Here is a 23,034-nt window from a genome sequence, read left to right on the forward strand (position 1 = left end):
CAGCGGAGCCGTCGTGCAGAGTTCCGGAGTTGTGGAGACGAGCGCGGGGGAGACGAGCGCGGTGAGACGAGGGCGCGGAGGCCGGAATCAGCGGCCGACGGTGGACTCGCGCACAACGAGCTCGGCCGCGAACGGCGTCGGAGCAGGCAGATCCGCGCTCGGGTCAGCGAGCTGTCGGATCAGCGCCGCCCCCGCCGCGCGCCCGATCTCGTATCCCGGCTGCCGCACGCTCGTCAGCGGCACGACGCTCTGGTGCGCCTGCGCGACGTCGTCGAACCCGACGAGGGCGATGTCCTCCGGCACCCGGATGCCGTGCCGCAGCAGCTGCGTCAGCACGCCGATCGCGACCATGTCGTTCGCGGCGAAGACCGCATCGGGACGTTCAGCGGCGGACATCTCGACGATGCGAGCGCCGACGTCGAGCCCGTCCTCGGTGGTGAGGTGCGGCACGTCGACCACCGTGACCTCAGCATCTGACCCGTCGACGGCGTCCCGCAGCCCCTGCAGGCGATCGTTCGACTGGCTCACGCCCGGCGCCCCGAGGAACAGGATGCGGCGGCGCCCGATCGAGAGCAGGTGGGCACCGGCGAGGCGTCCACCGCCGCGGTCGTCGAAACGCACGGACCCGACCGTCGCCGAATCGGGGATCGGACCGACGACGACCGAGCGGATGCCGCGGTCGGCGAGCTGTTCGAGCCGAGGCACCACGTCCTGGAGCGGATAGATCACGATGCCCTGCACGCGATGCGCCTCGAACATGTCGATGTTGCGGCGCTCGGTGTCCGCGTCGCGGTTGCTGTTGCTGAAGAACAGCGACCATCCCTCTTCGCGGGCCACGTCTTCGACGCCTCGCGACAGCTCGAGGAAGTACGGCAGCCAGGCGTCGAGCAGGATCAGGGCGAGTGCCTTGCTCGATCCCGCCCGGAGCTGCCGCGCCGATTCGTTGGGTACGTAGCCGAGCTGCTCGATCGCCGCCCTGACCTTCGCCGCGCTCGACTCGCCCAGCACGTGCGGGTGGTTGAGGTAGTTGGAGACGGTGGAGGACGAGACTCCTGCAAGAGCGGCGACGTCCTTGACGCTGGCTGGCATGGATCCTCCGTCGGCTGGCCGTGCGTGGCGACGGCGAGTCCAGCGTAACCGAGGGATTGCAACGTGCCAAGAAAGTTCTTGACGCACCGCAGAGGGCACCCGTAGCGTGACCTGCACACACGGTTGGCACGTTGCAACCGCAGAGGCGACGGTGCCGATCACCCGCCTCCGAGAGGTCTCATGAACATCGGATGCCATGGGCTCGTCTGGACCGGACACTTCGATGCCGACGGCATCCGCCTCGCCGTCGAGAAGACCGAGCAGGCGGGGTTCGACCTGATCGAGTTCCCCCTCATGGACCCCTTCTCGTTCGACGTGGCGGCCGCGCGAGACGCTCTCGAAGAGCACGATCTCGCCGTCAGCGCCTCACTGGGACTGTCCGAGGCGACGGACGTCACGAGCTCGGACCCGGCGGTCGTCGCGGCGGGGGAGGCGCTGCTGCTCCAGGCCGTCGACGTGCTCGCCGACCTCGGAGGGCAGCACTTCTGCGGCGTCATCTACAGCGCCATGAAGAAGTACATGGACCCCGCCACCCCGGAGGGACTCGCCAGCAGCCGCCGCACGATCGCCCGCGTCGCCGATCACGCCGCCGAGCGCGGCATCTCGGTCTCGCTCGAGGTCGTCAACCGCTACGAGACCAACGTGCTGAACACCGCGCGGCAGGCGCTCGCGTACCTCGATGACGTGCAGCGGCCGAACCTCGGCATCCATCTCGACACGTACCACATGAACATCGAGGAGTCGGATATGTTCGCGCCGGTCCTCGACGCCGCGCCGGCGCTGCGGTACGTGCACATCGGCGAGAGCCACCGCGGCTACCTCGGCACCGGAACCGTCGACTTCGACACCTTCTTCAAGGCGCTCGGGCGGATCGGCTACGACGGGCCGATCGTGTTCGAGTCGTTCTCGTCGGCCGTGGTCGCTCCGGATCTGAGCAGGATGCTCGGCATCTGGCGCAACCTCTGGACCGACAACGCCGAACTCGGTGCGCACGCCAACGCCTACATCCGCGACAAGCTCGTCGCCGTGGAGTCGATCCGACTGCACTGACCGGGCAGACGCCCCAGTCGTGATCGACTTGTTATTACAGGTCTTCCCATCCGGAACGCGGTTAGTTACATTTAGATACAACTTGCGCAACGCACGCGCAGGACGCACAATTGATCCGATGTTTCCGGACCCGACCGGATGACATCGCGATGACCTTCAAGGAAGCAGGTGAGCACATGAGTGACCCCATTCTCAGAGTCGAGGGGATCAGCAAGGGTTTCCCCGGTGTGCAGGCTCTCAAGGATGTGCACCTCGAGGTGCGTGCGGGGGAAGTGCTCGTGCTCGTCGGCGAGAACGGCGCAGGCAAGTCGACGCTCATGAAGATCCTCTCCGGCATCTACACCAAGGATGAGGGCACGATCACGTTCGAGGGCCAGGAGGTCGAACTAACCAGCCCCCTCCAGGCGCAGCAGCTCGGCATCACGATCATCCATCAGGAGCTGAACCTGATGCCGGATCTCACCGTCGCGCAGAACATCTTCGTCGGCCGTGAGCCCACCACAGGGCCGTTCCTCTCGGAGCGCAAGCTCAACGCGCAGACCGCCGAGCTGCTGCAGCGACTGGGCATCAGGATGAATCCGCGGCAGCTGGTGGGCGAGCTCACGGTGGCCGAGCAGCAGATGGTCGAGATCGCCAAGGCGCTCTCGTTCAACGCCAAGGTGCTGATCATGGATGAGCCCACCTCCGCGCTCACGGATTCCGAGACCGAGACCCTCTTCGTGCTCATCGAGCAGCTGCGCGCGTCCGGCACCGGCATCGTCTACATCTCGCACCGCATGGACGAGCTGCGGCGGCTCGCCGACCGAGTGACCGTGCTCCGAGACGGCACATACATCGGATCACTGGAGAAGTCCGAGGTGAGCATCCCGAAGATCATCGAGATGATGGTCGGACGGGTGATCGACGAGGGGACCCGCCCGCAGGCGCGCGAGCACGTCAACGACCCGATCGTCCTCGACGTGCAGGGTCTCTCGACCAAGAGCCTCCTCAAAGACGTGTCGTTCCAGCTGCACAAGGGCGAGATCCTCGGCTTCGCGGGGCTCATGGGCGCCGGTCGCACCGAGACCGCCCGCGCCATCATCGGCGCCGACCACCGCGAAGAGGGGACGATCTCGATCGGCGGACGTCCGGTGCGCATCGCGCAGCCGGCGGATGCCGTGAAGCACGGCGTCGGCTACCTCTCCGAGGACCGCAAGCTCCTGGGGCTGATGCTCGAGCAGGACGTGACCTTCAACACCGTGCTCGCCTCCCTCGGCTCGTACGCCAACGGCATCGGCTGGATGGGCGACAGCAAGGCCAAGAACCGCACCAAGGAGTACGTCGAGCAGCTGAGGGTCAAGACGCCCTCGGTGAACCAGGTCGTGAAGCTGCTCTCCGGAGGCAACCAGCAGAAGGTCGTCATCGCCCGGTGGCTGATGCGCGACTGCGACATCCTCATCTTCGACGAGCCGACGCGTGGCATCGACGTCGGTGCGAAGGAGGAGATCTACCGCCTCATGCAGCAGCTCGCCGACCAGGGCAAGTCCATCATCGTCATCTCGTCGGAACTGCCGGAGATCCTCCGTGTCGCGAACCGCATCGCGGTCTTCGCGAACGGACGCGTCACCGGCACCCTCCGCAACGAGGACGCCAGCCAGGAGAAGATCATGCAACTCGCAGCCCACGGAGAGGAAGACTGATGAGCGCTCCGCAGCAGCCCGGATCGTCGACGACGACGATCATCCAGACCGCGCTCGATGAGAACACCGACAAGCGCGACGTCGGCGCCTTCCTGAAGCGACAGCTTCAGCAGTCGCTCGCGTTCGGCACGCTGATCGTGCTGGTGCTGTTCTTCTCGATCGCCAGCCCGAACTTCTTCACCTTCAGCAACATCGCGACGGTGCTGCTGTCGACGGCCGTCATCGGCATCCTCGCCCTCGGCACGACGTTCGTCATCATCACCGGCGGCATCGACCTGTCGATCGGAACCGGCATGGCGCTGTGCGCCGTGATGACCGGTGTGATCGTCACAAACATGGGGCTGCCGGTGTGGGTCGGCGTGATCGGCGGCATCCTGACCGGCGTTCTGATGGGTCTGGTGAACGGTGTGAACATCACGTTCCTCCGCCTGCCTCCCTTCATCGCGACTCTCGCCATGATGATGATCGCGGGTGGCCTCGCCCTCGTGATCTCGAACGTCGCCCCGATCTACTTCTCGACCTCGGCTCCCGACTTCAAGAAGATCGCTCTGGGAGTGCTCATCCCCGGCATCCCGAACGCGGTGCTGATCACCGCCGTCCTCGCCGTCGTCGCATTCCTGGTGCTGTCGAAGACCCTGCTGGGTCGCTACACCTTCGCGATCGGCTCGAACGAGGAGGCCACGCGCCTGTCCGGTGTGAACACCCGCCGCTGGACGATCCTCATCTACATGTTCGCCGGAGCGTTCACGGGCATCGCGGGCATCGTGATCGCCGCCCGCCTGGACTCCGCGCAGCCGCAGATCGGCACCGGATACGAGCTGCAGGCGATCGCCGCGGTGATCATCGGCGGCACCTCGCTGCTCGGCGGTCGCGGATCCATCCTCGGCACCGTGATCGGCGCGCTCATCATGAGCGTGCTCGTCAACGGACTGCGCATCATGTCGATCCAGCCCGAATGGCAGAACATCGTCGTCGGCGTCGTCGTGCTGCTTGCCGTCTTCCTCGACTCGCTGCGCAACCGCGAGCGCACCTGACACACCTCACCCCCCACCACCCACCACAGAGAACAATGGAGTTTCCATGAAATTCGGCAAGAAGACCGCATTCGCGGCGCTCGTGGCCGCATCCGCCCTCGTGTTCGCCGGCTGTGCCGGCGGCGGCGGTGACGTCATCGAAGAAGGCGGCGGCGACGCCGGCGGCGACGGAGAGATGTACATCGCGCTCGTCTCGAAGGGCTTCCAGCACCAGTTCTGGCAGGCTGTCAAGCAGGGCGCCCAGGAGAAGGCGGACGAGCTCGGCGTGAAGATCACGTTCGAGGGCCCGGCCGCCGAGACCGAGATCGCCCAGCAGCTCGAGATGCTGACGACCGCGATCGACAAGAACCCGGATGCCATCGCCTACGCCGCACTCGACCCCGAGGCCTGCGTGGCCCCGCTCGAGCAGGCGAAGTCGAAGGACATCCCGGTCGTCTACTTCGACGCCCCCTGCAACGGCGAGGTCGGCCTGAGCCTCTCGGCGACCGACAGCAAGGTCGCCGGTGCTCTTGCCGCAGAGCACATGGCCGAGCTGATCGGAGGCGAGGGCGAGGTCGCCATCGTCGGTCACTCGAACATCAACTCCACCGGTGTCGAGCGTCGTGACGGATTCGTCGAGAAGATCGAAGCCGACTTCCCCGACATCGAGATCGTCGACATCCAGTACGGCGACGGCGACCACCTGAAGTCGGCCGACATCGCCAAGACGCTGATCGCTGCCCACCCCGACCTCAAGGGCATCTACGGCACCAACGAGGGTTCGGCCATCGGCGTCGTGAACGCCGTGAACGAGCTCGGCCTGGAGAAGGGCAAGATCACGATCGTCGGCTTCGACTCGGGAGCCGCGCAGATCAACGCGATCAAGGACGGCACGATGGCCGGTGCCATCACGCAGGACCCGATCGGCATCGGCGCGCAGGTCGTGCAGGCGGCATACGACGCCGCCAACGGCAAGGACGTCGAGGAGTTCTACGACACCGGTTCGTACTGGTACGACAGCACGAACCTCGAGGACGAGAAGATCGCCGCAGTCCTCTACGAGTGACCCGCGGAGTTCACGGGAGCCCCTCGCCTTCGGGCGGGGGGCTCTTTCGTGTCCGGGGGGCATTCGTGTCCGGGGGGCGATTACGGATGCATGCTCAGATCACGGATGCATGCTCAGAAGGGGCGGGATCGGCATGCAGGTGTGTTCTCGGCATGCAGGTGACAGGCAGGGGGGCAGGGTGAGCAGGGGGAGCCGGAGTACGGATGCATGCTCGGATCACGGATGCATGCTCAGAGGGGCCGGATCGGCATGCGGGTGTGTTCTCGGCATGCAGGTGGCAGGCAGGGGGCCGGGGCCCCGTCAGATGCGGCGGAGGAAGGTCAGGACGGATGCCGGTTCGACGATCAACTGCTGCAGAGCCGCATTGAACGGGATGCCGGCCGGGGCCGAGATGTGCGCCTGGAAGGCCGCGTCGTCGCGATAGACCTCGTAGACGAAGAAGCGGTCGGGGTCGTCGACGAGGCGCGTCGCGTCGAACAGGACGTTGCCCTCTTCGGCGCGCACCACCTCGGCGAAGTCACGCAGCAGCGCAGCGACCTCTTCGCCCTTCTCGGGAAGTGCGGTGAACACGGCATGCAGGATTGTCGGCTCGGTCACGGGGGCTCCTCGGGATGTGGGACAGCGGGTATCAGGTGTCGGGGCCAGAACGGCGGTGTCGGGTGGCGGGCACGGGGCGTCGGCGGTGGGGCGTTGCGGCAGGCGGGGCGGCGACCGGTCAGGACGCCAGGGTGAGGAGACGGGCGGGATTCGCGACGAGCATCCGCTCCACGGCGTCGTCGCCGACGGCGGAGCGCAGTCGCGGCAGGTAGCGCTCGCCGAGATAGGCGAGGCCTGGCATGCCGCCGTAGGCGAGGTAGCGGGTGCGGCGGGCGACATCGCCGCCGAGCAGGATGCGGTCCTCGCACCCGAGAGAGATGGCCCGCTCGGTGAGGGCGAGCAGCTCGGCATCCGATCGCGTGCGCGGCCGGGCGAAGCCGTCGTATCCGAGATACGCGCCGCGCTCGGCGAGCGAGGCGTGCAGCCCTGCATCCGGGTCGCGGTCCGCATGCGCCAGCACGACACGATCGGATGCCACGCCACCCGCCTCGAGCAGATCGAGCACCTCGTGGGCGGCCGTGCAGAACTCCAGATGCACCATGACCGGCGCCCCGGTCGCCCGGTGCGTCGCCGCGACCGCGAGCAGGGTCGTGTGCTCGAACGGGGTGATGCTCCAGTAGCCGACGCCGGCCTTGAGCATCCCCGCGCGCACGGCCGATCCATCGGGCGCAGCCGATCGAGGGACGTCGGGGGTCTCGAACACCAGCGCGTCGTCGACCGGCATCCCGTGCACCACCTCAGCGATGAACAGGTCGGCCAGACGGTCGACGTCCCACACGTGCATCGGGTGTTCGTCGCCGTAATGCGCCTCGCGGTGGCGACCCGTGGTCGAAACGACGTGCATCCCCGTTCCCGCACTGATCCGTGCCACCGCTTCGGGGTCGCGGCCGAGGGCGAAGGGCGTGGCGTCGACCATCGCCGCGAAGCCGCTGGCCTTCAGCAGCGCGGCCTCCTGGCCCGAGAGGTCCTCGTCGTCGAGCTCATCGCCCACGAGCAGCGGCGAGACCTGGAACAGGTGCTCGTGATAGTCCGTCGCGCCGAGCAGCGCAGGGTCGATGTCGCCGAGGACCGTCCGCACGACAGGCATCAGCGCACCGACTCGGCGGCCTCGGCGAGTCGCTCGACGATCTCGGGCGTGAGATCGATCTCGAAGACGTCGGCGACGACCTGTGACCAGCCGTGGATGAAGTACCGCCAGCCGTCGACGACGTGCAGACCCCGCGCGGCCTCCTGCGCTCGGGCCTGGTGCAGGAACTCGAGCGAGCCGCGGTAGTTGAACTCCCACACCCACGCGTCCTCGGGGAACGCGACGTCGTCGGGCAGCGGCGAGCCTGGGCGGTCCTTGCCGAGGCCGGTGGCGTTCACGATCAGCGAGCCCGCGGGAGCGCTCGCGACGAGGGCCGCGGCATCCTGCACCGTGTCGGTGCGCACGTACGAGATCAGACCGTCGGGAGTGCCGTGCTGGCGGTGGACCTCGCGCAGGTGGTCGAGCTTGTCGTCGTCGCGGGCGGTGACGGTGACCTTCGACGGAGCATCCGCTCTCTCCGCCAGCGCCCAGCTGAGCGCCGTGCCGGAGCCGCCGGCGCCGAGGATCACGACCTCGGCCCCGGTGCGGGCGAAGTGGTCGGTCGGGAGGAAGTCGTTCAGGGCGAGGTCGACCGTGAGGGGGTCTTTGGCGCGGCCGATCAGGCGGTCGCCCCGCTTCGAGATGCTCGAGATCTCGGAGCACGAGACGGCGAACGGGTCGAGCTCGTCGAACAGGTCGGATGCCGCGGCGAACACGTTCATCTTGTGGGTCGTGACGAGGGCGCCACGGTGGTTCGGGTCGTCGCGGATCTGCTCGACCATCGCGCGGTACTGGGCCGGAGCCGCATCCATCGGCAGGTCGTGTCCGATGAGGTTCCCGGTCGGCAGCTCCAGCAGTTCCGCCCATTTCGGGAAGACGCTCATAATCGACGAGGAGCCCGTGCTGACGCCGATGAAGCCCATGTACCCGGCGGTCGGGGCGAGGCTCGTGGGGGTCGGAGTCGGGTTCTCGGTGCTGGTCATGCGGTGTCCTTCAGGAGTGGGCGACGGAAGGCTTGGCTGCGCGGGCGACGGAGGGCCCGGCGATGCGGGAGGAGTCGGGAGTGGAGAACACGGGATGCGCGGGGGCGCGCCCCTCGAGCACGGCGAGCACATCGTCGAGCGACATCGAGCCCATGTTGTCGACGGCCTGGGTCGTCTGGGCGCCGAGGTGCGGGGTGACGGTCACGCGGGGCGAAAGGTCGGGCGCGAGCAGCGCGCTCGCGCTCCCTGCGGTGTCGCCGTCGAGGGTGTCGGCCGCGTACGCGCCGAGTCGTCCGTCGCGCAGGGCGGTAGCGAGGGCGGCCTCGTCGACGAGGTCGGGTCGAGCGGTGTTCACCAGGACCGTTCCGGGTCGGATGCCGTCGAGCCGGGCGGCATCGACGAGTGTCTGACCGCCGGGGGCGTGCAGGGTGATGACGTCGGCGGCGTGGAACAGCGCGTCGAGCGCGACCGGCTCTGCGCCGCGCTCGGCGATGACCCCTCCCGGCAGGTACGGGTCGGTGGCGAGGATCCGCGAGCCGAAGCCTCGGAGCCGGCGCGCCACGCCCTGGCCGATGCGGCCGAAGCCGACGATGCCTACGGTCGCCGCGCCGAGTTCGCGTCCGCGGCGCACGCCCCAGTCGCCGGCGCGCACCCGGCGGTCTCCGTCGGCGATGGAGCGCAGAGCCGCGAGCATGAGTCCCACGGTGTGGTCGGCGACGGCATCCGCGTTCGCACCCGGGGTGTTCGTGACGGGGATGCCGCGTCGCTCCGCCGCGTCGAGATCCACCGCCTCGGTGCCGACGCCGTAGCGGGCGATGATCCGGAGGTTCGGGGCGGCCGCGAGGTGTGCGTCGGTCACCGGTCCCGTGCCGGCGATCCAGCCCTCCGCCGCAGCGAGCAGCGGCGCGAGTTCAGTGAGTCCGTGGTGCGCGGGTCCTCGGACGATCTCGTGACCTGCGGCTCGGGCGCGCCCGACGAGGTCGAGGTCGCCGTCCGAGAACGAGCGACTGGTGGCGAGGATGATACCCATCAGCGGCCCTCGGTCGGCGTGTCGGCGGCCGGTGCGGCGGTGGTCGGTGCGGCGGCGAACCACGGCGCCAGTGCCGCGTACGCATCGACGAAGCGCGAGTGCCGCTGCGCGTGCACGGCGTGCCGACCGGCATCCGGGGCGAACTCCGCCGTGACCTCGCTGAGCGCCCGCGCGGCCGAGAAGTCGGCGAGCCCGAGACCGACCGCGCCGGTGACCGCCGCTCCGAGGCTGTTGGCCTCCTCGACGATGGTGCGGCGGCGGATCGGCACGCCCCAGACGTCGGCGAGGATGCCGAGCCAGGCGTCGCTCTGGGCGCCGCCGCCGACCGCGTCGATGCGGTCGATCGTCGCGCCGGACTCGCGGAACGCCTGGATGCAGGTGAGGAGGTTGTACGCGACGCCCTCGAGGACGGCGCGGGTGAGGTGCGCCCTCGTGTGGTGACGCCCGAGGCCGACGAAGGCGCCGCGCGCCTCCGGATCCCACAGCGGGGAGCGCTCGCCGAGGAGGTACGGGAGAAAGTAGAGGTCCTCGGTGTCGAGGTCGCCTGCCGCTTCGGCCGTGAGCCTGGCGGTGTCGGGGTGGGCGGGATCGGGCGAGAGCGCCTCGGTGATCCACTGCACCGATGCGCCGCCCGCCTGCATCGTCGCGGTCGGGACGAAGGATCCGGGCACGACGTTGTCGAATGTCATGGTGCGCATCTGCCGGTCGTGCAGTGGTGCGAGGCTCGCGAACGAGATCCACGACGAGGTGCCCAGGCACACGTAGGCGCCGTCCCCGGGGGCGACGATGCCCGAGCCGACCGCGGCCAGCGGTCCGTCTCCGCCGCCCATGACGACACGGACGGATGCCGGGAGCCCCAGCGCATTCGCCGCATAGGCCGTGAGCGTGCCGGCGACCGTCGTCGAATCGAGGATCTCGGGGAACAGGGCGGGGTCGAGGGCGGCGGCCGCCAGCACCTCGGCCGACCAGGTGCCGCTCAGCTGGTCGTACGCGTTGGTGCCCGAGGCGTCGGAGCGATCGGTGGCGAGGCGACCGGTGAGGCGGTGGACGATGAAGTCCTTGGCGACGCAGAAGTGGCGCACGCGCGCCCAGACGTCCGGCTCGTTGTCGCGCACCCACATGATCTTCTCGACCGAGTAGGTGGGATTGAGGCGGTGGCCGAGCAGGCGGTACGCGTGCTCGGCGCCCAGGCGCTGCGCGAGGGTGCGGGTCTCCGCTCCCGAGCGGGTGTCCGCCCAGATGATCGCGGGACGGACGGGGTCGCCGTGCGCGTCGAGCAGCACCGTGCCCATCATCTGGCCGCTCACGACGAGGCCGACGACTGTCGCGGGGTCGACGCCGGCGCGAGCGATCAGCTGTCTGGTCGCCGAGACGACGGCATCCCACCAGTGCGCGGGATCCTGCTCGGCGATGCCGCCGGCCGCGAACCGCGCGGGGTAGGGCACGGTGACCGAGGTGACGAGGCGGCCGTCATCGTGGTGCAGGGACGCCTTGTCGCCGGTGGTGCCGAGGTCGTGCGCGATGAGCATGACGGGCCTAGTCCGCGAAGGGGGTCGCGGCTGGTGCGGATGCTGTGTCTGATGCCGGATCTGGTGCTGAGTAGGGGCGCAGGTCCACGCCGTCGGTCGCGCGGTAGGCGCGGGATCCCATTCCGTGCTCGAGCACCCAGCCGTAGTCGTGGCCGGCTCCGCCCGGGTACACGGCGAGGAACGCGTACGGCTCGTCGCCCGTGTTGACGGAGCGGTGCGCCCAGCCCGGCGGGATGTACCCGATCGTGCCGGGCAGCATGTCGAGCCATTCGGTGCGCTCGCCGTCGAACATGAGGAGGCCGCCTCGACCCTTCAGCGCCAGGTAGATCTCGCCCTGATGGTCCGGATGCTGATGGCCCTTCGTCATCCAGAGCTCACCCGAGGTATGGCCGGGCATGATCGTCGTGATCGACTGCGGCAGCTCGCGGTCGATCTCGGGCACCGGGGAGCTCGTCACCGTGTAGACGACGGGGTCGTCGCCGTGCACCGCCGCGGCCCAGGCATCCGTGTCGAGGAACAGCCCCTCGAGGTCGGACATCCGCCGCGTCAGCGTGGGACCCGCGGGGGAGAGCGTCAGATTCTCGGCGTCGAAGGCAATCGCCATCGGTGAGATCGGGGGCGTGTGGAACGGGGGCATCGGTGCTCCTCATCGGATGCTGCGGCGCTGCGCAACCTGTAATGACAAGTTGAGTGTACCTGTGATGACAGGTGGAGTCCAGTGCTCGGCGCGCGGGAGTGCGGGGTGCGGGGCGTTGCCAGGCGCTGCCAGAACTCCGGAGATCCCGGGCGCTCGTGGCTGAGGGGTGCCGAAATGTGCGCCGCGGCGTGTGGATCTCCGGAGTTGTGGAGTTCAGGCGGCGCGCAGCGCCCGCGCGAGGTGGGCCCGGCCATCGCGGATGCCCTCGGCCGTGACATCCTCGAGGCCCGGATACTCGGCGTGACCGGCCGGAAGAACGGCGAGCTCGAGCATCGGCGCCGCATTCGCGACCGCGAACTGTCCCTGCGGCGGCACCGACTGATCCCAGAGCGCGGCCTCGATGCGCACCGGCACATGCGCGAATCGGAGCGCCGTCGAGGCGTCGAACCAGCCCAGCACCGCGCGTGCGTCGGGGTGCTGTGCGACGTGCGCGCGCACGGCCTCGCCGCTCCCGAGGCATCGCACGGCCAGGCGCTCGTCGTACTGCCCGAAGCTCGGCACGATGAGCGTGGCTCCGATATACCTGTCATCCCACGGCAGGGCGAGGGCGCCGATGCCGCCGCCGAAGCTCTCGCCGACGTAATAGAGGGGCAGGTGCCCCGCGATGGTGGTCAGTGCATCCGCCACCAGCCACAGGTCGCGGGCGCACAGCCCGAGTACGTACCGCTCGGGATCGTCGATGCCGGCCACGACATGGTCGTCGGGCAGCTCCGGAGCGCCGACGCCCGTGTTCAGGGTCGCGAGTCCGCGCGCGACGGGGAAGATCGCCGCGGCGTCGTCGGGGACCCGCGCGAGGTCGACGGCATCCCGGCCTCCGTATCCGTGGCCATGCACGACACCCACGCGGGCGGGCGCGTGGAGAGGGGCGACGAACCACGCCCGAAGACGGATGCCGTCGGCGCCCGCATGCTCGATCAGCGACACCTCGCGACCGTGTGCGGTTTCGGTCGAGATCACGGTGGGGGCGGCATCCACCGTCCTCGCCTGCTCGCGCCAGCCCTGCCACCTGTCGGCGAAACCGGCGGGCGGGGACGCCGGCGTGATCGCGCGCAGCGAGCGGAGGGTGTGGCCGTAGGTGCCGTCGAACTCGGCGTCGGGGAACCAGGTGTCGTAGGGGAAGGATGCCATCGGCCACGAGGTTACCGCGCCCGGGAAGTGCTGCGATGGTGCTCCGGCCACGACTGCCGTGCTGTGGTCGCGTCCGTGCTGCGCCGCGAGATCAGGACGACGGGCCGAGGTCAGGACTTTTCGGCGGGAACCGTCCTGATTTCGCGCGGTCGTCCTGTTTTGAAGCACGGGCTAGGCGGGGCGGCGGGGCCAGGTGAGGCTGGGGCTAGGCGGGGCGGCGGGGCCAGGTGGGGCTAGGCGGGGGTGGAGGGCCAGGTGGGGCGGTGGGGCAGACGGGCCGGATGGACCCAGTGGGCGGGCCGGGATCCGAGTGCCCGGTCGAGAACAGGACGACGCGCCGAGATAAGGACGATTCGGCGAGAACCGTCCTGATCTCGCGCGGTCGTCCTGTTTTGGGCAGGAGCAGGAGCAGGGGCAGGGGGCAGGGGCAGGGTTGGGGCCCGGCGCCGGCAGGTCGCGGCAGGGTAGGCGGGCCGTTCGCGGCAGTGCCGACGAACTCAGGCCTTGGCCCTCCGGGCGCGATAGGCGGCCACGGCGTTGCGATTCGTGCAGGCGGTCGAGCAGTAGCGCTTCGACCGGTTGCGGGAGAGGTCGAGAGCGAGTGCCTCGCAGGTGTCGTCGGCGCAGATCGAGATGCGGGAGCCCTCGTCCGAGCGGATGACGTCGATCAGCGCCATGGCCGTCTCGATGAGCACGCGCTCGGCGAGCGGCCGTTCGTCGGCGACGGCGTGCAGGTGCCAGTCGACCCCGTCGTGACGCACGAGCCGGGGAGCGAGGTGGGCCTCCGCGAGGGCGCTGTTGACGTGCTCGGCCATCTCGTCGCGCGGAGCGAGGAGCATCCCGCGCAGCCGCGGACGCAGGTCTCGCAGTGCGGCGAGCTCCGCCTCATCGCGGTCGAGGCGCCCCGAATAGGGGAAATCCGCCAGGAACGCCGCGTAGTCGTCGAGGGTCGCCAGGGTCTCCGGTTCCTCCGCCGAGTTCACCAGCCAGACGGCCGAGCGGAGTGCCTCTTCCGTGTCATCGGTGAAGTTCATGTTGACAGCTTACATCGCGTACGAGTAGCGTCACCTGTCATGAGCAAGGTTGCGAATGACATCTCGACGCACGGCGTCCGGTTCGGTCTGCCCCTGGCGATCGGCGCGGCCTTCGCGTTCGGGATGTCGGGAGCCTGGGCTCGCGGACTCATCGACGCGGGGTGGACGCCCGGCGCGGCTGTGACCGCGCGCGTCTGGGTCGCTGCGCTCGTGCTGCTTGTGCCGACGATCCTGTCGCTGCGCGGGCGCTGGGGAGTTCTCCGCAAGAACGCCGGCATGGTCGCCGCCTATGGCCTGCTGGCCGTCACCGCCACGCAGCTCTGCTACTTCCAGGCGGTCGCCGTGATGGACGTCGGCCTCGCACTGCTCATCGAATACACCGCGCCGATCGCCGTCATCCTCTGGCTGTGGCTCCGTCGTGGCGAACGGCCGAGTCGGCGCAGTGTCATCGGTGCGGCCATCGCGTTCGTCGGGCTCGTGCTGATGCTCGACATCATCACCGGCGCCGAGGTCAATGTCGCCGGCATCCTCTGGGCGCTCGCCGCGATGGTCGGCGCCGCGACGTACTTCCTGCTCTCGGCCAAGGCCGACACAGGCATGCCGCCGATCGCGCTCGCCGGCGGCGGGCTGCTGCTCGGCGCGATTGCGCTCACGATCGCCGGATTCGTCGGCATCCTGCCGATCGCCTGGACGACCGACGACATCGCGTATCGTTTCGGCACCGTGCCGTGGTTCGTACCAGTGCTCGCGATCGGCCTGTTCGCAACGGCTCTCGCCTACGTGCTCGGCATCGCCTCGACGCGGATGCTGGGCTCGCGCCTGGCGTCGTTCGTCGCACTGGCCGAGGTCGTCGCGGCCCTGCTGTTCGGCTGGCTGCTTCTCGGGCAGCTGCCCGACCTGCTGCAGGCGCTCGGCGGAGCGCTGGTGCTCGTCGGTGTGGTGGTCGTGAAGCTCGGCGAGCCGCGTCCGGAGGAGTTCGTCGAGCCGGTGCCGGATGCGGTGGTGCAGCCGCAGCGCTAGCGCAATCCCGCATCCGCTCCCGCGCACGCAGGCGGGGTCACTTTCGCATCCCGTGCCGGTGCGGGGTCACTTTCACATCCCGCGCACGTGCGGGGTCACTTTCGCATCCCTGGCCGTGCGGGGTCACTTTTGCATCCCGTGCCGTGCGGGGTCACTTTCGCATCCCGTGCCGGTGCGGGGTCACTTTCGCATCCGTGGGCGTCGTTTCGGATGCTGTTTTGGCCCCGCCTGGACGGGGGATGCTGTCTTGGCCCCACCTGGACGGAGGATGCTGTCTTGACCCCGCCTGGTGGCGAGGCGGCGACAGGGCGAGAGGGCGATCGGGATGCGTGGCAGAGCAGGCGAGTCGCGCGGTCGTTTATGTATACGAGCGGCGCGGGGAAACGGCAACGAGCCCCATAGATTGCCGCTTATGTATACACTGAGCACATGAGTTCCGTCGCAGACCGCAGCACCGCGAGCGAGCGGGCGCACGCGACGCTGCTCGAGGAGATCCAGTCGGGCACCCTTCCGGCGGGTTCCGTCCTCGGCGAGGTCGAACAGGCCGCCCGTCTCGGCATCAGCCGCACCCCGATGCGGGAAGCGCTGCGCCGACTCGCAGCCGACGGCCTGGTCGTGCAGCAGTCGCCCCGCGTGACGGTGGTGGCAGACCTGGATGCCGACGACATCCGCGCCCTGTTCGAGATCCGTCGCGCGCTCGAGGAGACCTCTGCCCGCCTCGCCGCCCAGCGAGGCGACGCCGCCCTGTTCGCCGCGCTCGCGGACGAGTTCGCGCACGTCGACCTCGCAGCCGCCGAGGGTCGTGACGCCTACTACGCCCTCATCGCTCGCTTCGACGCGGCCCTCGACGCCGCGGTCGACAACGACTACATCGCGTCGGCGCTGCGCACGGTGCGCACCCACCTCGTGCGGGTGCGGCGCATGGCCCGCGACAAGCCGACCCGCCTCGCGGCCTCCACCGCCGAGCACCGCACGATCGCGGAGGCGCTCGCCGCCCGCGACGGCGACCTTGCCGCCCACGCCACGCACGTGCATCTGCACAACGCGCTCGCCGGCATCCTCGACTCCCTGACCGCTAACCCCGAAGGTGTGAAATGACCGTCACCCACCACGTCCGCGTCCACCGCAGCGACGAGAACCTCGCCCGAGAAGACCAGCTCGCCTGGAAGATCGCCGAGGTCGCGGCCGACCAGGTCGAGGTCGACCAGGACGTCACCGACATGATCATCAACCGCCTCATCGACAACGCGTCGGTGGCCGCGGCATCCCTCACCCGCGCTCCCATCAACGCCGCCCGCGCGCAGGCGTTCAGCCACCCCGTCTCGACCGGCGGCGTCGGCGCCACGGTCTTCGGCGCGGCGCTCGACCACCGGACGAGCCCCGAGTGGGCGGCGTGGGCGAACGGCGTCGCGGTGCGCGAGCTCGACTACCACGACACCTTCCTCGCGGCGGAGTACTCGCACCCGGGCGACAACATCCCGCCGATCCTCGCGGTCGCCCAGCACGCGGGCAAGGACGGCCGGGCGCTGCTGCGCGGCATCGCGACCGGCTACGAGATCCAGATGGACCTCGTGCGCGCGATCTGCCTGCACAAGCACAAGATCGACCACGTCGCTCACCTCGGCCCCTCGGCCGCAGCCGGCATCGGCACCCTGCTCGGACTCGACGTCGAGACGATCTACCAGGCCGTCGGTCAGGGACTGCACACCACCACCGCCACGCGTCAGAGCCGCAAGGGCGAGATCTCCACCTGGAAGGCGCACGCCCCCGCCTTCGCCGGCAAGATGGCCGTCGAGGCGGTCGACCGCGCGATGCGCGGTCAGACGAGTCCTGCCCCGATCTACGAGGGGGAGGACGGCGTGATCGCCTGGATGCTCGACGGCAAGGACGCCGCATACGAAGTGCCGCTGCCGGCCGCGGGCGAGGCGAAGCGCGCGATCCTCGACTCGTACACGAAGGAGCACTCGGCCGAATACCAGGCGCAGGCGTGGATCGACCTCGCCCGCAAGCTCGGCACCGAGAATCCGGCGCTGCGCGACCCCGCGAACATCGAGTCCATCGTGCTGCACACCAGCCACCACACGCACTACGTGATCGGCTCGGGAGCGAACGACCCGCAGAAGTATGACCCGACGGCATCCCGCGAGACGCTCGACCACTCGATCCCGTACATCTTCGCGGTCGCACTGCAGGACGGCGGCTGGCACCACGTCGACTCGTACACGCCCGAGCGCGCCGGCCGCCCGGACACGGTCGCCCTGTGGCACAGGATCACCACGGCCGAGGATGCCGAGTGGACGCGCCGCTACCACTCGGAGGACCCCGACGTGAAGGCGTTCGGCGGTCGTGTGGAGTTCCGCCTGACCGACGGCACGACCGTCGTCGACGAGATCGCCGTCGCCGACGCGCATCCGCTCGGCGCCCGCCCGTTCGCCCGAGCGGACTACATCGCGAAGTTCCGCCTGCTGGCCGAGCCCGTGCTGGAGCCCGCCGAGATCGAGCGCTTCCTCGAGCTCGTGCAGCGCCTGCCCGAGCTGACAGCCGCCGAGGTCGGCGAGCTGTCGATCATCGCGAAGCCCGGCCTGCTCGAGGGCGCGGACGCCCCGAAGGGTCTGTTCTGATGTCCGCGCCGTTCACAATTCAGCATGGACATCGTTCCCGCCGCACCGGGCAGCCGCGACCGCGCACCGCGGGATCGCAGGTGCAGGCGCTCATGCTGAATCGTGAACGGCCTTCCACCGAGAAAGACAGGTTCTGATGCTGTACTCCCACGTCACCCCGGCCGAGAAGCGGCGCCTGTTCCGCGAACGGCTCGCGAGCGGCGAGTTGCTGAGATTCCCCGGCGCGTTCAACCCCCTGAGCGCCCGGCTCATCGAGCAGAAGGGCTTCGACGGGGTCTACATCTCGGGAGCGGTGCTGTCGGCCGACCTCGGTGTGCCCGACATCGGCCTCACCACGCTGACCGAGGTCGCCGGCCGCGCGAAGCAGATCGCCCGGATGACCGACATCCCCGCCATTGTCGACGCCGACACGGGCTTCGGCGAGCCGATGAACGTCGCCCGCACCATCCAGGAGCTCGAGGATGCCGGGCTCGCGGGCACCCACATCGAGGATCAGATCAACCCCAAGCGCTGCGGCCATCTCGACGGCAAGAGCGTCGTCGACGAGCGCACCGCCATCCGCCGCATCCGTGCCGCCGCCGACGCCCGCCGCGACCCGAACTTCCTCATCATGGCCCGTACCGACATCCGTGCCGTCGACGGGCTCGACGCCGCTGTCGACCGTGCCAAGGCGCTGGTGGATGCGGGAGCGGATGCCGTGTTCCCGGAGGCGATGCGCACGCTCGCCGAGTTCGAGGCGATGGCCGAGGCGCTGGACGTGCCGATCCTGGCGAACATGACGGAGTTCGGCAAGAGCGACCTCTTCTCCGTCGACCAGCTGCGGGATGCCGGCGTGAACATGGTGATCTGGCCCGTGTCGCTGCTGCGCATCGCGATGGGCGCGGCGGGCCGTGCGCTCGATACGCTGAACGAGGAGGGGCACCTCACCTCGAAGCTCGGTGAGATGCAGCACCGTGCAGATCTCTACGACCTGATCGACTACGAGTCCTACACGAAGTTCGACTCGGGCGTCGCAGGCTTCACCGTCACGAAGGAGTGAGCATGACCGAGCCGGACATCAAGAAGGGCCTCGCGGGGGTCGTCGTCGACACGACCGCGATCTCGAAGGTCAACCCCGAGACGAACAGCCTCCTGTACCGCGGCTACCCCGTGCAGGAGCTCGCGGCGACGCAGCCCTTCGAGGCGGTGGCGTATCTGCTGTGGCACGGCGAGCTGCCGGATGCCGCGCAGCTGGCAGCCTTCCGGGCGTCAGAGCGCGAGCACCGCGCGCTGACCGACACCGTCAAGACGGCCATCGACCTGATCCCGCTCGAGGCGCATCCCATGGACGAGGTCCGCACGGCGGTCAGCCTGATCGGCGCCTCAGACACGAACGCGGGCGGGTCGGTGCTCGATGCCGGCGGCAGCCCGGAGGAGAACCTGGAGCGCAGCATCCGGCTGTTCGCGGCTCTTCCCGCGATCGTCGCCTATGGGCAGCGGCGCCGGCGGGGCGAGGAGCCGATCGCCCCGCGCGACGACCTCGACTACTCGGCGAACTTCCTCTGGATGACGTTCGGCGAGGAGCCCGACCCGGTCGTCGTCGACGCGTTCAACCGCTCGATGATCCTGTATGCCGAGCACTCGTTCAACGCCTCGACGTTCACGGCCCGTGTGATCACGTCGACTCTCAGCGACCTGTACTCGGCCGTGGTCGGCGCGATCGGCGCACTCAAGGGGCCGCTGCACGGCGGCGCCAACGAGGCTGTGCTGCACATCTTCGACGAGATCGGCGAGGCCTCGAACGTGGTGCCGTGGCTCGACAAGGCTCTGGCCGAGAAGCGCAAGATCATGGGCTTCGGCCACCGCGTCTACAAGAGCGGCGATTCGCGCGTGCCCACCATGAAGGCCGCACTCGACACCCTCGTCGAGCACTACGACCGCCGCGAGGTGGCCGAGCTGTACGACGCCCTCGAGTCGGAGTTCGTCGCGCGCAAGGGCATCTACCCGAACCTCGACTACCCCTCCGGCCCCGCCTACAACCTCATCGGTTTCGACACGCTGACCTTCACACCGCTGTTCGTCGCGGCGCGGGTCACGGGGTGGACCGCCCACGTGATCGAGCAGGCCGGGGCGAACGCCCTGATCCGCCCGCTGTCGCACTACGACGGGGTCGACGAGCGCCACATCGAGGGCTGACGACGCGCCATCGCAGGGGCTTAGAGCGCCCTTAGCGCGGCGATCCCACCGGGGTCAAGGCCGTGCGCGAGCGGATCAGTCGGAGTACCACTGATCGAGCGTGCCGTCGTGCGCCGTTCGAGAAGGAGGCTCCATGTCCGCAACCGATGTCCCCGCCAAGGAGGTCCGGTCACTCGTCCCCGCGCGGATGGACCGGCTGCCGTGGTCCCGATTCCACTGGCTGATCGTCGTCGGACTCGGGTTCTCCTGGATCCTCGACGGTCTCGAGGTGCAGATCGTCGCGGCGAACGGCTATGCCGCGACGCTCGGGATGGGTCCCGCCGAGGTCGGTCTCGCCGGCACCTGCTATCTGCTCGGACAGGTGTTCGGCGCGCTGGTGTTCGGTCGGCTCGCGGATCGGCTCGGGCGCAAGAACCTGTTCCTCGTGTCCCTCGCGGTGTACCTGGTCGGGTCGGCGGTCGCTGGTCTCGCCTTCGCACCCTGGTTCTTCTACATCTGGCGCTTCGTCGCCGGCGCGGGCATCGGCGGCGAGTACGCGGCCATCAACTCCGCGATCGACGAGATCATCCCCGCGAAGTACCGCGGTCGCGTGGACATCGCCATCAACGGGACGTACTGGGGCGGCGCGGCCCTCGGTGCCGTGGCGAACCTGTTCTTCCTGAACACCGACATCCTCCCGGCCGACATCGGGTGGCGCCTCAGCTTCTTCCTCGGACCCGTGCTCGGCGTGCTCATCATCTGGCTGCGTCGCCACATCCCCGAGAGCCCGCGCTGGCAGATGACCCACGGACGCGAGGACGAGGCCGAGCGCAACGTCGACGCGATCGAGGAGCGCATCCGTGCTGAGGGCAAGACCATCCCGCCGGTCGACGAGAGCAAGGCGATCACCGTGAAGGAGTACGGACGCGTGCCGTTCCTCGTCATCGCGAAGGTGCTGTTCCGCAAGTACCCCCGCCGCACGATGGTCGGCATCACCATGATGGTGACGCAGTCGTTCCTCTACAACGCGATCTTCTTCACCTATGCCCTGGTGCTGGAGAACTTCTACGACACGCCTCCTGCCTCCGCCTCGCAGTACTTCATCGTCTTCGCGGTGGGCAACCTCGCGGGCGCGCTGGTGCTCGGTCACTTCTTCGACACCTGGGGTCGGCGGCGGATGCTGTTCGCGACCTACGTCCTCGCCGGCGGCATCCTGCTCGTCAGCGCGTTCCTGTTCAACGCGGGCGTGCTCAACGCCGGCACCCACACGGCGTTCTGGTGCGCATCGTTCTTCTTCGCCTCCGCCGGCGCCTCGGCCGCCTACCTCACCGTGAGCGAGATCTTCCCGCTCGAGCTGCGCAGCCAGGTGATCTCCTACGTCTTCTCCATCGGCCAGCTCGTCGGCGCCATCGCGCCGGTGCTGTACGGATCGCTCATCGGCCAGAGCGCGGAGACCGGCGACCGGGGCCCGCTCTTCTGGGGCTATGTCCTGGGGGCGGCGATCATGATGTTGGGAGGGGTCGTCTGCGGGATCTTCGGCGTCAGTGCGGCGGGCAAGTCGCTGGAGGACATCGCGGATCCGCTCTCGCTGGTGGAGTCGGGGGAGAAGCCCGTCACGCCCGATGGCGCACGGCGGACCTAGGCGTCGATCGCCCTCGACGCAGCGATGCCCGGGTCCGCGAGGGACCCGGGCATCTGCGTGTCAGGGGACTGTGTCAGGGAACCAAGCCAGGAACTGTGTCAGGGAACTAAGCCAGCTCGATCACCGACCACGACAGCGGGGGCAGCGTGGCCCGCACGGCGCCGTCCACGACCTCCGCCGCACCCAGCGGAACCATGTGCACGGTGTCGGGGGTGGTCTCGAGGTTCGAGGTGTGCCGGTCCCCGCCCTCCGGGATCGTGAGCGTCTCGGCGTTCACGACGCGCAGCCCGGTCAGGCCGCGCAGCTCCACCGTCAGATCGCTCTCCTCGTCCAGCGAGCGGTTCGCGACGAAGACCACGACCCGTCCGGTCTCCTCGTCCCACGTGGCCGCGGCATCCACCGCGTCGACCCCGCCGTAGCGCTTCGTCTCGATCTGCGGCGCCGACACCGCGAGGCGCAGGATGCGCCCCTTCGCGAGGCGGGCCATGCGCTCGAACGGCCAGAAGCTCGTCTGCCGCCAGGCCGGTCCGCCTTCCTCCGAGCGGATCGGTGCGATCACGTTGACCAACTGTGCCTGGTTGGCGATCTTCACGCGGTCGCCGTGACGCAGCAGGCTGTTGAGCAGCGTACCCACGACCACGGCATCCGTGACGTTGTAGGTGTCCTCGATCAGACGCGGATGCTCCCGCCACCCCGCCTTGGCGATCTCGCCCGCCTCGACGTCGTTGTACTTCACCTGGTCCCACACGTTCCACTCGTCGAACGAGATGTCCACCTGCTTGGTGTGCTTGCCCGCCGCCTTCACCGCGTCGATCGTCGCGATGACGCCGTCGATGAACGCATCCATGTCGACCGACTCCGCGAGGAACGACTCGGCGTCGCCGTCGTGCTCCTGGTAGTACGCGTGCATCGAGACGAAGTCGACCTCGTCGTAGGCGTGCGTGAGCACGGTGTGCTCCCAGGCGCCGAACGTCGGCATCGAGCGCCCGGACGACCCGACCGCGACGAGCTCGATCGACGGGTCGACGAGTTTCATGGCCTTGGCGGACTCCTGGGCGAGGCGTCCGTACTCGGTCGCGGTCTTGCCGCCGATCTGCCACGGGCCGTCGAGCTCGTTGCCCAGGCACCACAGCTTGATGTCGAAGGGCTGCTCGGCGCCGTTCTTGCGCCGCAGGTCCGACCAGTAGGTGCCGCTCGGGTGGTTCGCGTACTCCACCAGTGCGCGCGCCTCCTCGACGCCGCGGGTGCCGAGGTTGATGGCCTCCATGACCTCGACGTCGGCCTCCTTCGCCCAGTCCATGAACTCGTGCAGACCGAAGGCGTTCGTCTCGATCGTGTGCCACGCGCCGTCGATGCGGACCGGCCGATCCTCGACCGGACCCACGCCGTCCTCCCATCGATATCCTGAGACGAAGTTGCCACCGGGGTAGCGGATGACGGTCGGACCCATCTCCTTCACCAGGGCGAGCACGTCCTGACGGAAGCCGCGCTCGTCTGCCTGCGGGTGTCCCGGCTCGTAGATGCCGGTGTACACGCAGCGTCCCATGTGCTCGACGAATGACCCGAAGAGCCTCCGGGGGACGTCGGCGATGGTGAAGTCGCGGTCGATGGTGATGCGGGCCTGAGACATTGCTCT

General features: G+C 69.0%; 20 protein-coding genes. 10 read left to right on the top strand and 10 right to left on the bottom strand.

The genetic code is table 11. The features are described from left to right. Positions 1-87: 87 nt before the first annotated feature. On the bottom strand, positions 88-1,089 hold the full coding sequence (locus tag BLW44_RS03490; RefSeq protein ID WP_060926302.1) for a LacI family DNA-binding transcriptional regulator: 1,002 nt from the start codon (positions 1,087-1,089) through the stop codon (positions 88-90). Positions 1,090-1,269: 180 nt separating this feature from the next. On the opposite strand from BLW44_RS03490, the gene BLW44_RS03495 reads away from it, so the two are divergent. From BLW44_RS03495 to BLW44_RS03510, 4 genes are all read left to right on the top strand, one after another. After that, positions 1,270-2,139 carry a sugar phosphate isomerase/epimerase family protein gene (locus BLW44_RS03495; protein ID WP_060926301.1) on the top strand — a complete coding sequence of 290 codons (870 nt, stop codon included), beginning with the start codon at positions 1,270-1,272 and terminating at the stop codon, positions 2,137-2,139. A gap of 176 nt (positions 2,140-2,315) precedes the next feature. After that, a complete protein-coding gene (locus BLW44_RS03500) occupies positions 2,316-3,818 on the top strand; it encodes a sugar ABC transporter ATP-binding protein (protein WP_060926345.1) in 1,503 nt (500 codons plus the stop codon). Then, the gene (locus tag BLW44_RS03505; RefSeq protein ID WP_174521345.1) at positions 3,818-4,852 is read left to right on the top strand and encodes an ABC transporter permease; all 1,035 of its coding nucleotides are present in this window, start codon (positions 3,818-3,820) and stop codon (positions 4,850-4,852) included. The genes BLW44_RS03500 and BLW44_RS03505 overlap by 1 nt, the downstream gene beginning before the upstream one ends. Positions 4,853-4,898: 46 nt before the next feature. After that, positions 4,899-5,897, top strand: a complete 999-nt coding sequence (locus BLW44_RS03510; RefSeq protein ID WP_060926300.1) for an ABC transporter substrate-binding protein — start codon at positions 4,899-4,901, stop codon at positions 5,895-5,897. Between the two features lie 300 nt (positions 5,898-6,197). Here BLW44_RS03510 and BLW44_RS03515 read toward each other — a convergent pair whose 3' ends face one another. The 8 genes from BLW44_RS03515 to BLW44_RS03550 all read right to left on the bottom strand — a co-directional run bounded on the left by BLW44_RS03515 (position 6,198) and on the right by BLW44_RS03550 (position 13,961). Further along, positions 6,198-6,494, bottom strand: coding sequence for a putative quinol monooxygenase (locus BLW44_RS03515; protein ID WP_060926299.1), 297 nt, complete (start codon positions 6,492-6,494; stop codon positions 6,198-6,200). 118 nt (positions 6,495-6,612) lie between these two features. Further along, the gene (locus tag BLW44_RS03520; protein WP_060926298.1) at positions 6,613-7,581 is read right to left on the bottom strand and encodes a phosphotriesterase family protein; all 969 of its coding nucleotides are present in this window, start codon (positions 7,579-7,581) and stop codon (positions 6,613-6,615) included. After that, positions 7,581-8,543, bottom strand: a complete 963-nt coding sequence (locus BLW44_RS03525) for a shikimate dehydrogenase family protein (protein WP_060926297.1) — start codon at positions 8,541-8,543, stop codon at positions 7,581-7,583. Before BLW44_RS03525 ends, BLW44_RS03520 begins: the two co-directional genes overlap by 1 nt. A 10-nt stretch (positions 8,544-8,553) precedes the next feature. Then, the gene (locus tag BLW44_RS03530) at positions 8,554-9,573 is read right to left on the bottom strand and encodes an NAD(P)-dependent oxidoreductase (RefSeq protein WP_082724491.1); all 1,020 of its coding nucleotides are present in this window, start codon (positions 9,571-9,573) and stop codon (positions 8,554-8,556) included. Further along, positions 9,573-11,102: a xylulokinase gene (xylB, locus tag BLW44_RS03535; protein WP_060926296.1), complete on the bottom strand. Its 1,530-nt coding sequence runs from the start codon at positions 11,100-11,102 to the stop codon at positions 9,573-9,575. Before xylB ends, BLW44_RS03530 begins: the two co-directional genes overlap by 1 nt. Positions 11,103-11,109: 7 nt before the next feature. Beyond that, positions 11,110-11,739: a glucose-6-phosphate isomerase family protein gene (locus BLW44_RS03540; protein WP_060926295.1), complete on the bottom strand. Its 630-nt coding sequence runs from the start codon at positions 11,737-11,739 to the stop codon at positions 11,110-11,112. 213 nt (positions 11,740-11,952) lie between these two features. After that, entirely contained in the window at positions 11,953-12,927 is a 975-nt protein-coding gene (locus BLW44_RS03545) for an acetylxylan esterase (protein WP_060926294.1), read from the bottom strand. 497 nt (positions 12,928-13,424) lie between these two features. Next, entirely contained in the window at positions 13,425-13,961 is a 537-nt protein-coding gene (locus tag BLW44_RS03550; protein WP_060926293.1) for a CGNR zinc finger domain-containing protein, read from the bottom strand. A gap of 39 nt (positions 13,962-14,000) precedes the next feature. Here BLW44_RS03550 and BLW44_RS03555 point away from each other — a divergent pair, with 39 nt between their 5' ends. From BLW44_RS03555 to BLW44_RS03580, 6 genes are all read left to right on the top strand, one after another. After that, positions 14,001-14,981 (top strand): EamA family transporter, encoded by a 981-nt coding sequence (locus BLW44_RS03555; RefSeq protein ID WP_060926292.1) that lies wholly within the window; start codon positions 14,001-14,003, stop codon positions 14,979-14,981. Positions 14,982-15,410: 429 nt separating this feature from the next. Next, on the top strand, positions 15,411-16,079 hold the full coding sequence (locus BLW44_RS03560) for a GntR family transcriptional regulator (RefSeq protein WP_060926291.1): 669 nt from the start codon (positions 15,411-15,413) through the stop codon (positions 16,077-16,079). Further along, positions 16,076-17,602 carry an MmgE/PrpD family protein gene (locus BLW44_RS03565; RefSeq protein ID WP_060926290.1) on the top strand — a complete coding sequence of 509 codons (1,527 nt, stop codon included), beginning with the start codon at positions 16,076-16,078 and terminating at the stop codon, positions 17,600-17,602. Before BLW44_RS03560 ends, BLW44_RS03565 begins: the two co-directional genes overlap by 4 nt. 136 nt (positions 17,603-17,738) lie before the next feature. Further along, on the top strand, positions 17,739-18,641 hold the full coding sequence (prpB, locus tag BLW44_RS03570) for a methylisocitrate lyase (RefSeq protein WP_060926289.1): 903 nt from the start codon (positions 17,739-17,741) through the stop codon (positions 18,639-18,641). A 2-nt stretch (positions 18,642-18,643) separates the two neighbouring features. Beyond that, complete coding sequence (locus BLW44_RS03575; RefSeq protein WP_060926288.1) at positions 18,644-19,777, top strand: bifunctional 2-methylcitrate synthase/citrate synthase; 1,134 nt, start codon at positions 18,644-18,646, stop codon at positions 19,775-19,777. Positions 19,778-19,910: 133 nt separating this feature from the next. Then, positions 19,911-21,398, top strand: a complete 1,488-nt coding sequence (locus tag BLW44_RS03580; protein WP_060926287.1) for an MFS transporter — start codon at positions 19,911-19,913, stop codon at positions 21,396-21,398. Between the two features lie 106 nt (positions 21,399-21,504). On the opposite strand, the gene arfA is transcribed toward BLW44_RS03580, so the two are convergent. Then, positions 21,505-23,028 carry an arabinosylfuranosidase ArfA gene (gene arfA, locus BLW44_RS03585; RefSeq protein ID WP_060926286.1) on the bottom strand — a complete coding sequence of 508 codons (1,524 nt, stop codon included), beginning with the start codon at positions 23,026-23,028 and terminating at the stop codon, positions 21,505-21,507. Positions 23,029-23,034: the final 6 nt, after the last annotated feature.

The sequence above is a fragment of the Microbacterium hydrocarbonoxydans genome (genome assembly GCF_900105205.1).
Classification (GTDB): Bacteria; Actinomycetota; Actinomycetes; order Actinomycetales; family Microbacteriaceae; genus Microbacterium; species Microbacterium hydrocarbonoxydans.

Coding starts and splice junctions, on each gene's coding strand:
- BLW44_RS03505 (WP_174521345.1), top strand. CDS start 3,818: ATGAGCGCTCCGCAGCAGCCCGGATCGTCGACGACGACGATCATCCAG.
- BLW44_RS03530 (WP_082724491.1), bottom strand. CDS start 9,573: ATGGGTATCATCCTCGCCACCAGTCGCTCGTTCTCGGACGGCGACCTC.
- BLW44_RS03525 (WP_060926297.1), bottom strand. CDS start 8,543: ATGACCAGCACCGAGAACCCGACTCCGACCCCCACGAGCCTCGCCCCG.
- BLW44_RS03500 (WP_060926345.1), top strand. CDS start 2,316: ATGAGTGACCCCATTCTCAGAGTCGAGGGGATCAGCAAGGGTTTCCCC.
- xylB (WP_060926296.1), bottom strand. CDS start 11,102: ATGCTCATCGCGCACGACCTCGGCACCACCGGCGACAAGGCGTCCCTG.
- BLW44_RS03510 (WP_060926300.1), top strand. CDS start 4,899: ATGAAATTCGGCAAGAAGACCGCATTCGCGGCGCTCGTGGCCGCATCC.
- BLW44_RS03580 (WP_060926287.1), top strand. CDS start 19,911: ATGTCCGCAACCGATGTCCCCGCCAAGGAGGTCCGGTCACTCGTCCCC.
- prpB (WP_060926289.1), top strand. CDS start 17,739: ATGCTGTACTCCCACGTCACCCCGGCCGAGAAGCGGCGCCTGTTCCGC.
- BLW44_RS03520 (WP_060926298.1), bottom strand. CDS start 7,581: ATGCCTGTCGTGCGGACGGTCCTCGGCGACATCGACCCTGCGCTGCTC.
- BLW44_RS03560 (WP_060926291.1), top strand. CDS start 15,411: ATGAGTTCCGTCGCAGACCGCAGCACCGCGAGCGAGCGGGCGCACGCG.
- BLW44_RS03575 (WP_060926288.1), top strand. CDS start 18,644: ATGACCGAGCCGGACATCAAGAAGGGCCTCGCGGGGGTCGTCGTCGAC.
- BLW44_RS03565 (WP_060926290.1), top strand. CDS start 16,076: ATGACCGTCACCCACCACGTCCGCGTCCACCGCAGCGACGAGAACCTC.
- BLW44_RS03545 (WP_060926294.1), bottom strand. CDS start 12,927: ATGGCATCCTTCCCCTACGACACCTGGTTCCCCGACGCCGAGTTCGAC.
- BLW44_RS03550 (WP_060926293.1), bottom strand. CDS start 13,961: ATGAACTTCACCGATGACACGGAAGAGGCACTCCGCTCGGCCGTCTGG.
- BLW44_RS03540 (WP_060926295.1), bottom strand. CDS start 11,739: ATGCCCCCGTTCCACACGCCCCCGATCTCACCGATGGCGATTGCCTTC.
- BLW44_RS03555 (WP_060926292.1), top strand. CDS start 14,001: ATGAGCAAGGTTGCGAATGACATCTCGACGCACGGCGTCCGGTTCGGT.
- BLW44_RS03495 (WP_060926301.1), top strand. CDS start 1,270: ATGAACATCGGATGCCATGGGCTCGTCTGGACCGGACACTTCGATGCC.
- arfA (WP_060926286.1), bottom strand. CDS start 23,028: ATGTCTCAGGCCCGCATCACCATCGACCGCGACTTCACCATCGCCGAC.
- BLW44_RS03490 (WP_060926302.1), bottom strand. CDS start 1,089: ATGCCAGCCAGCGTCAAGGACGTCGCCGCTCTTGCAGGAGTCTCGTCC.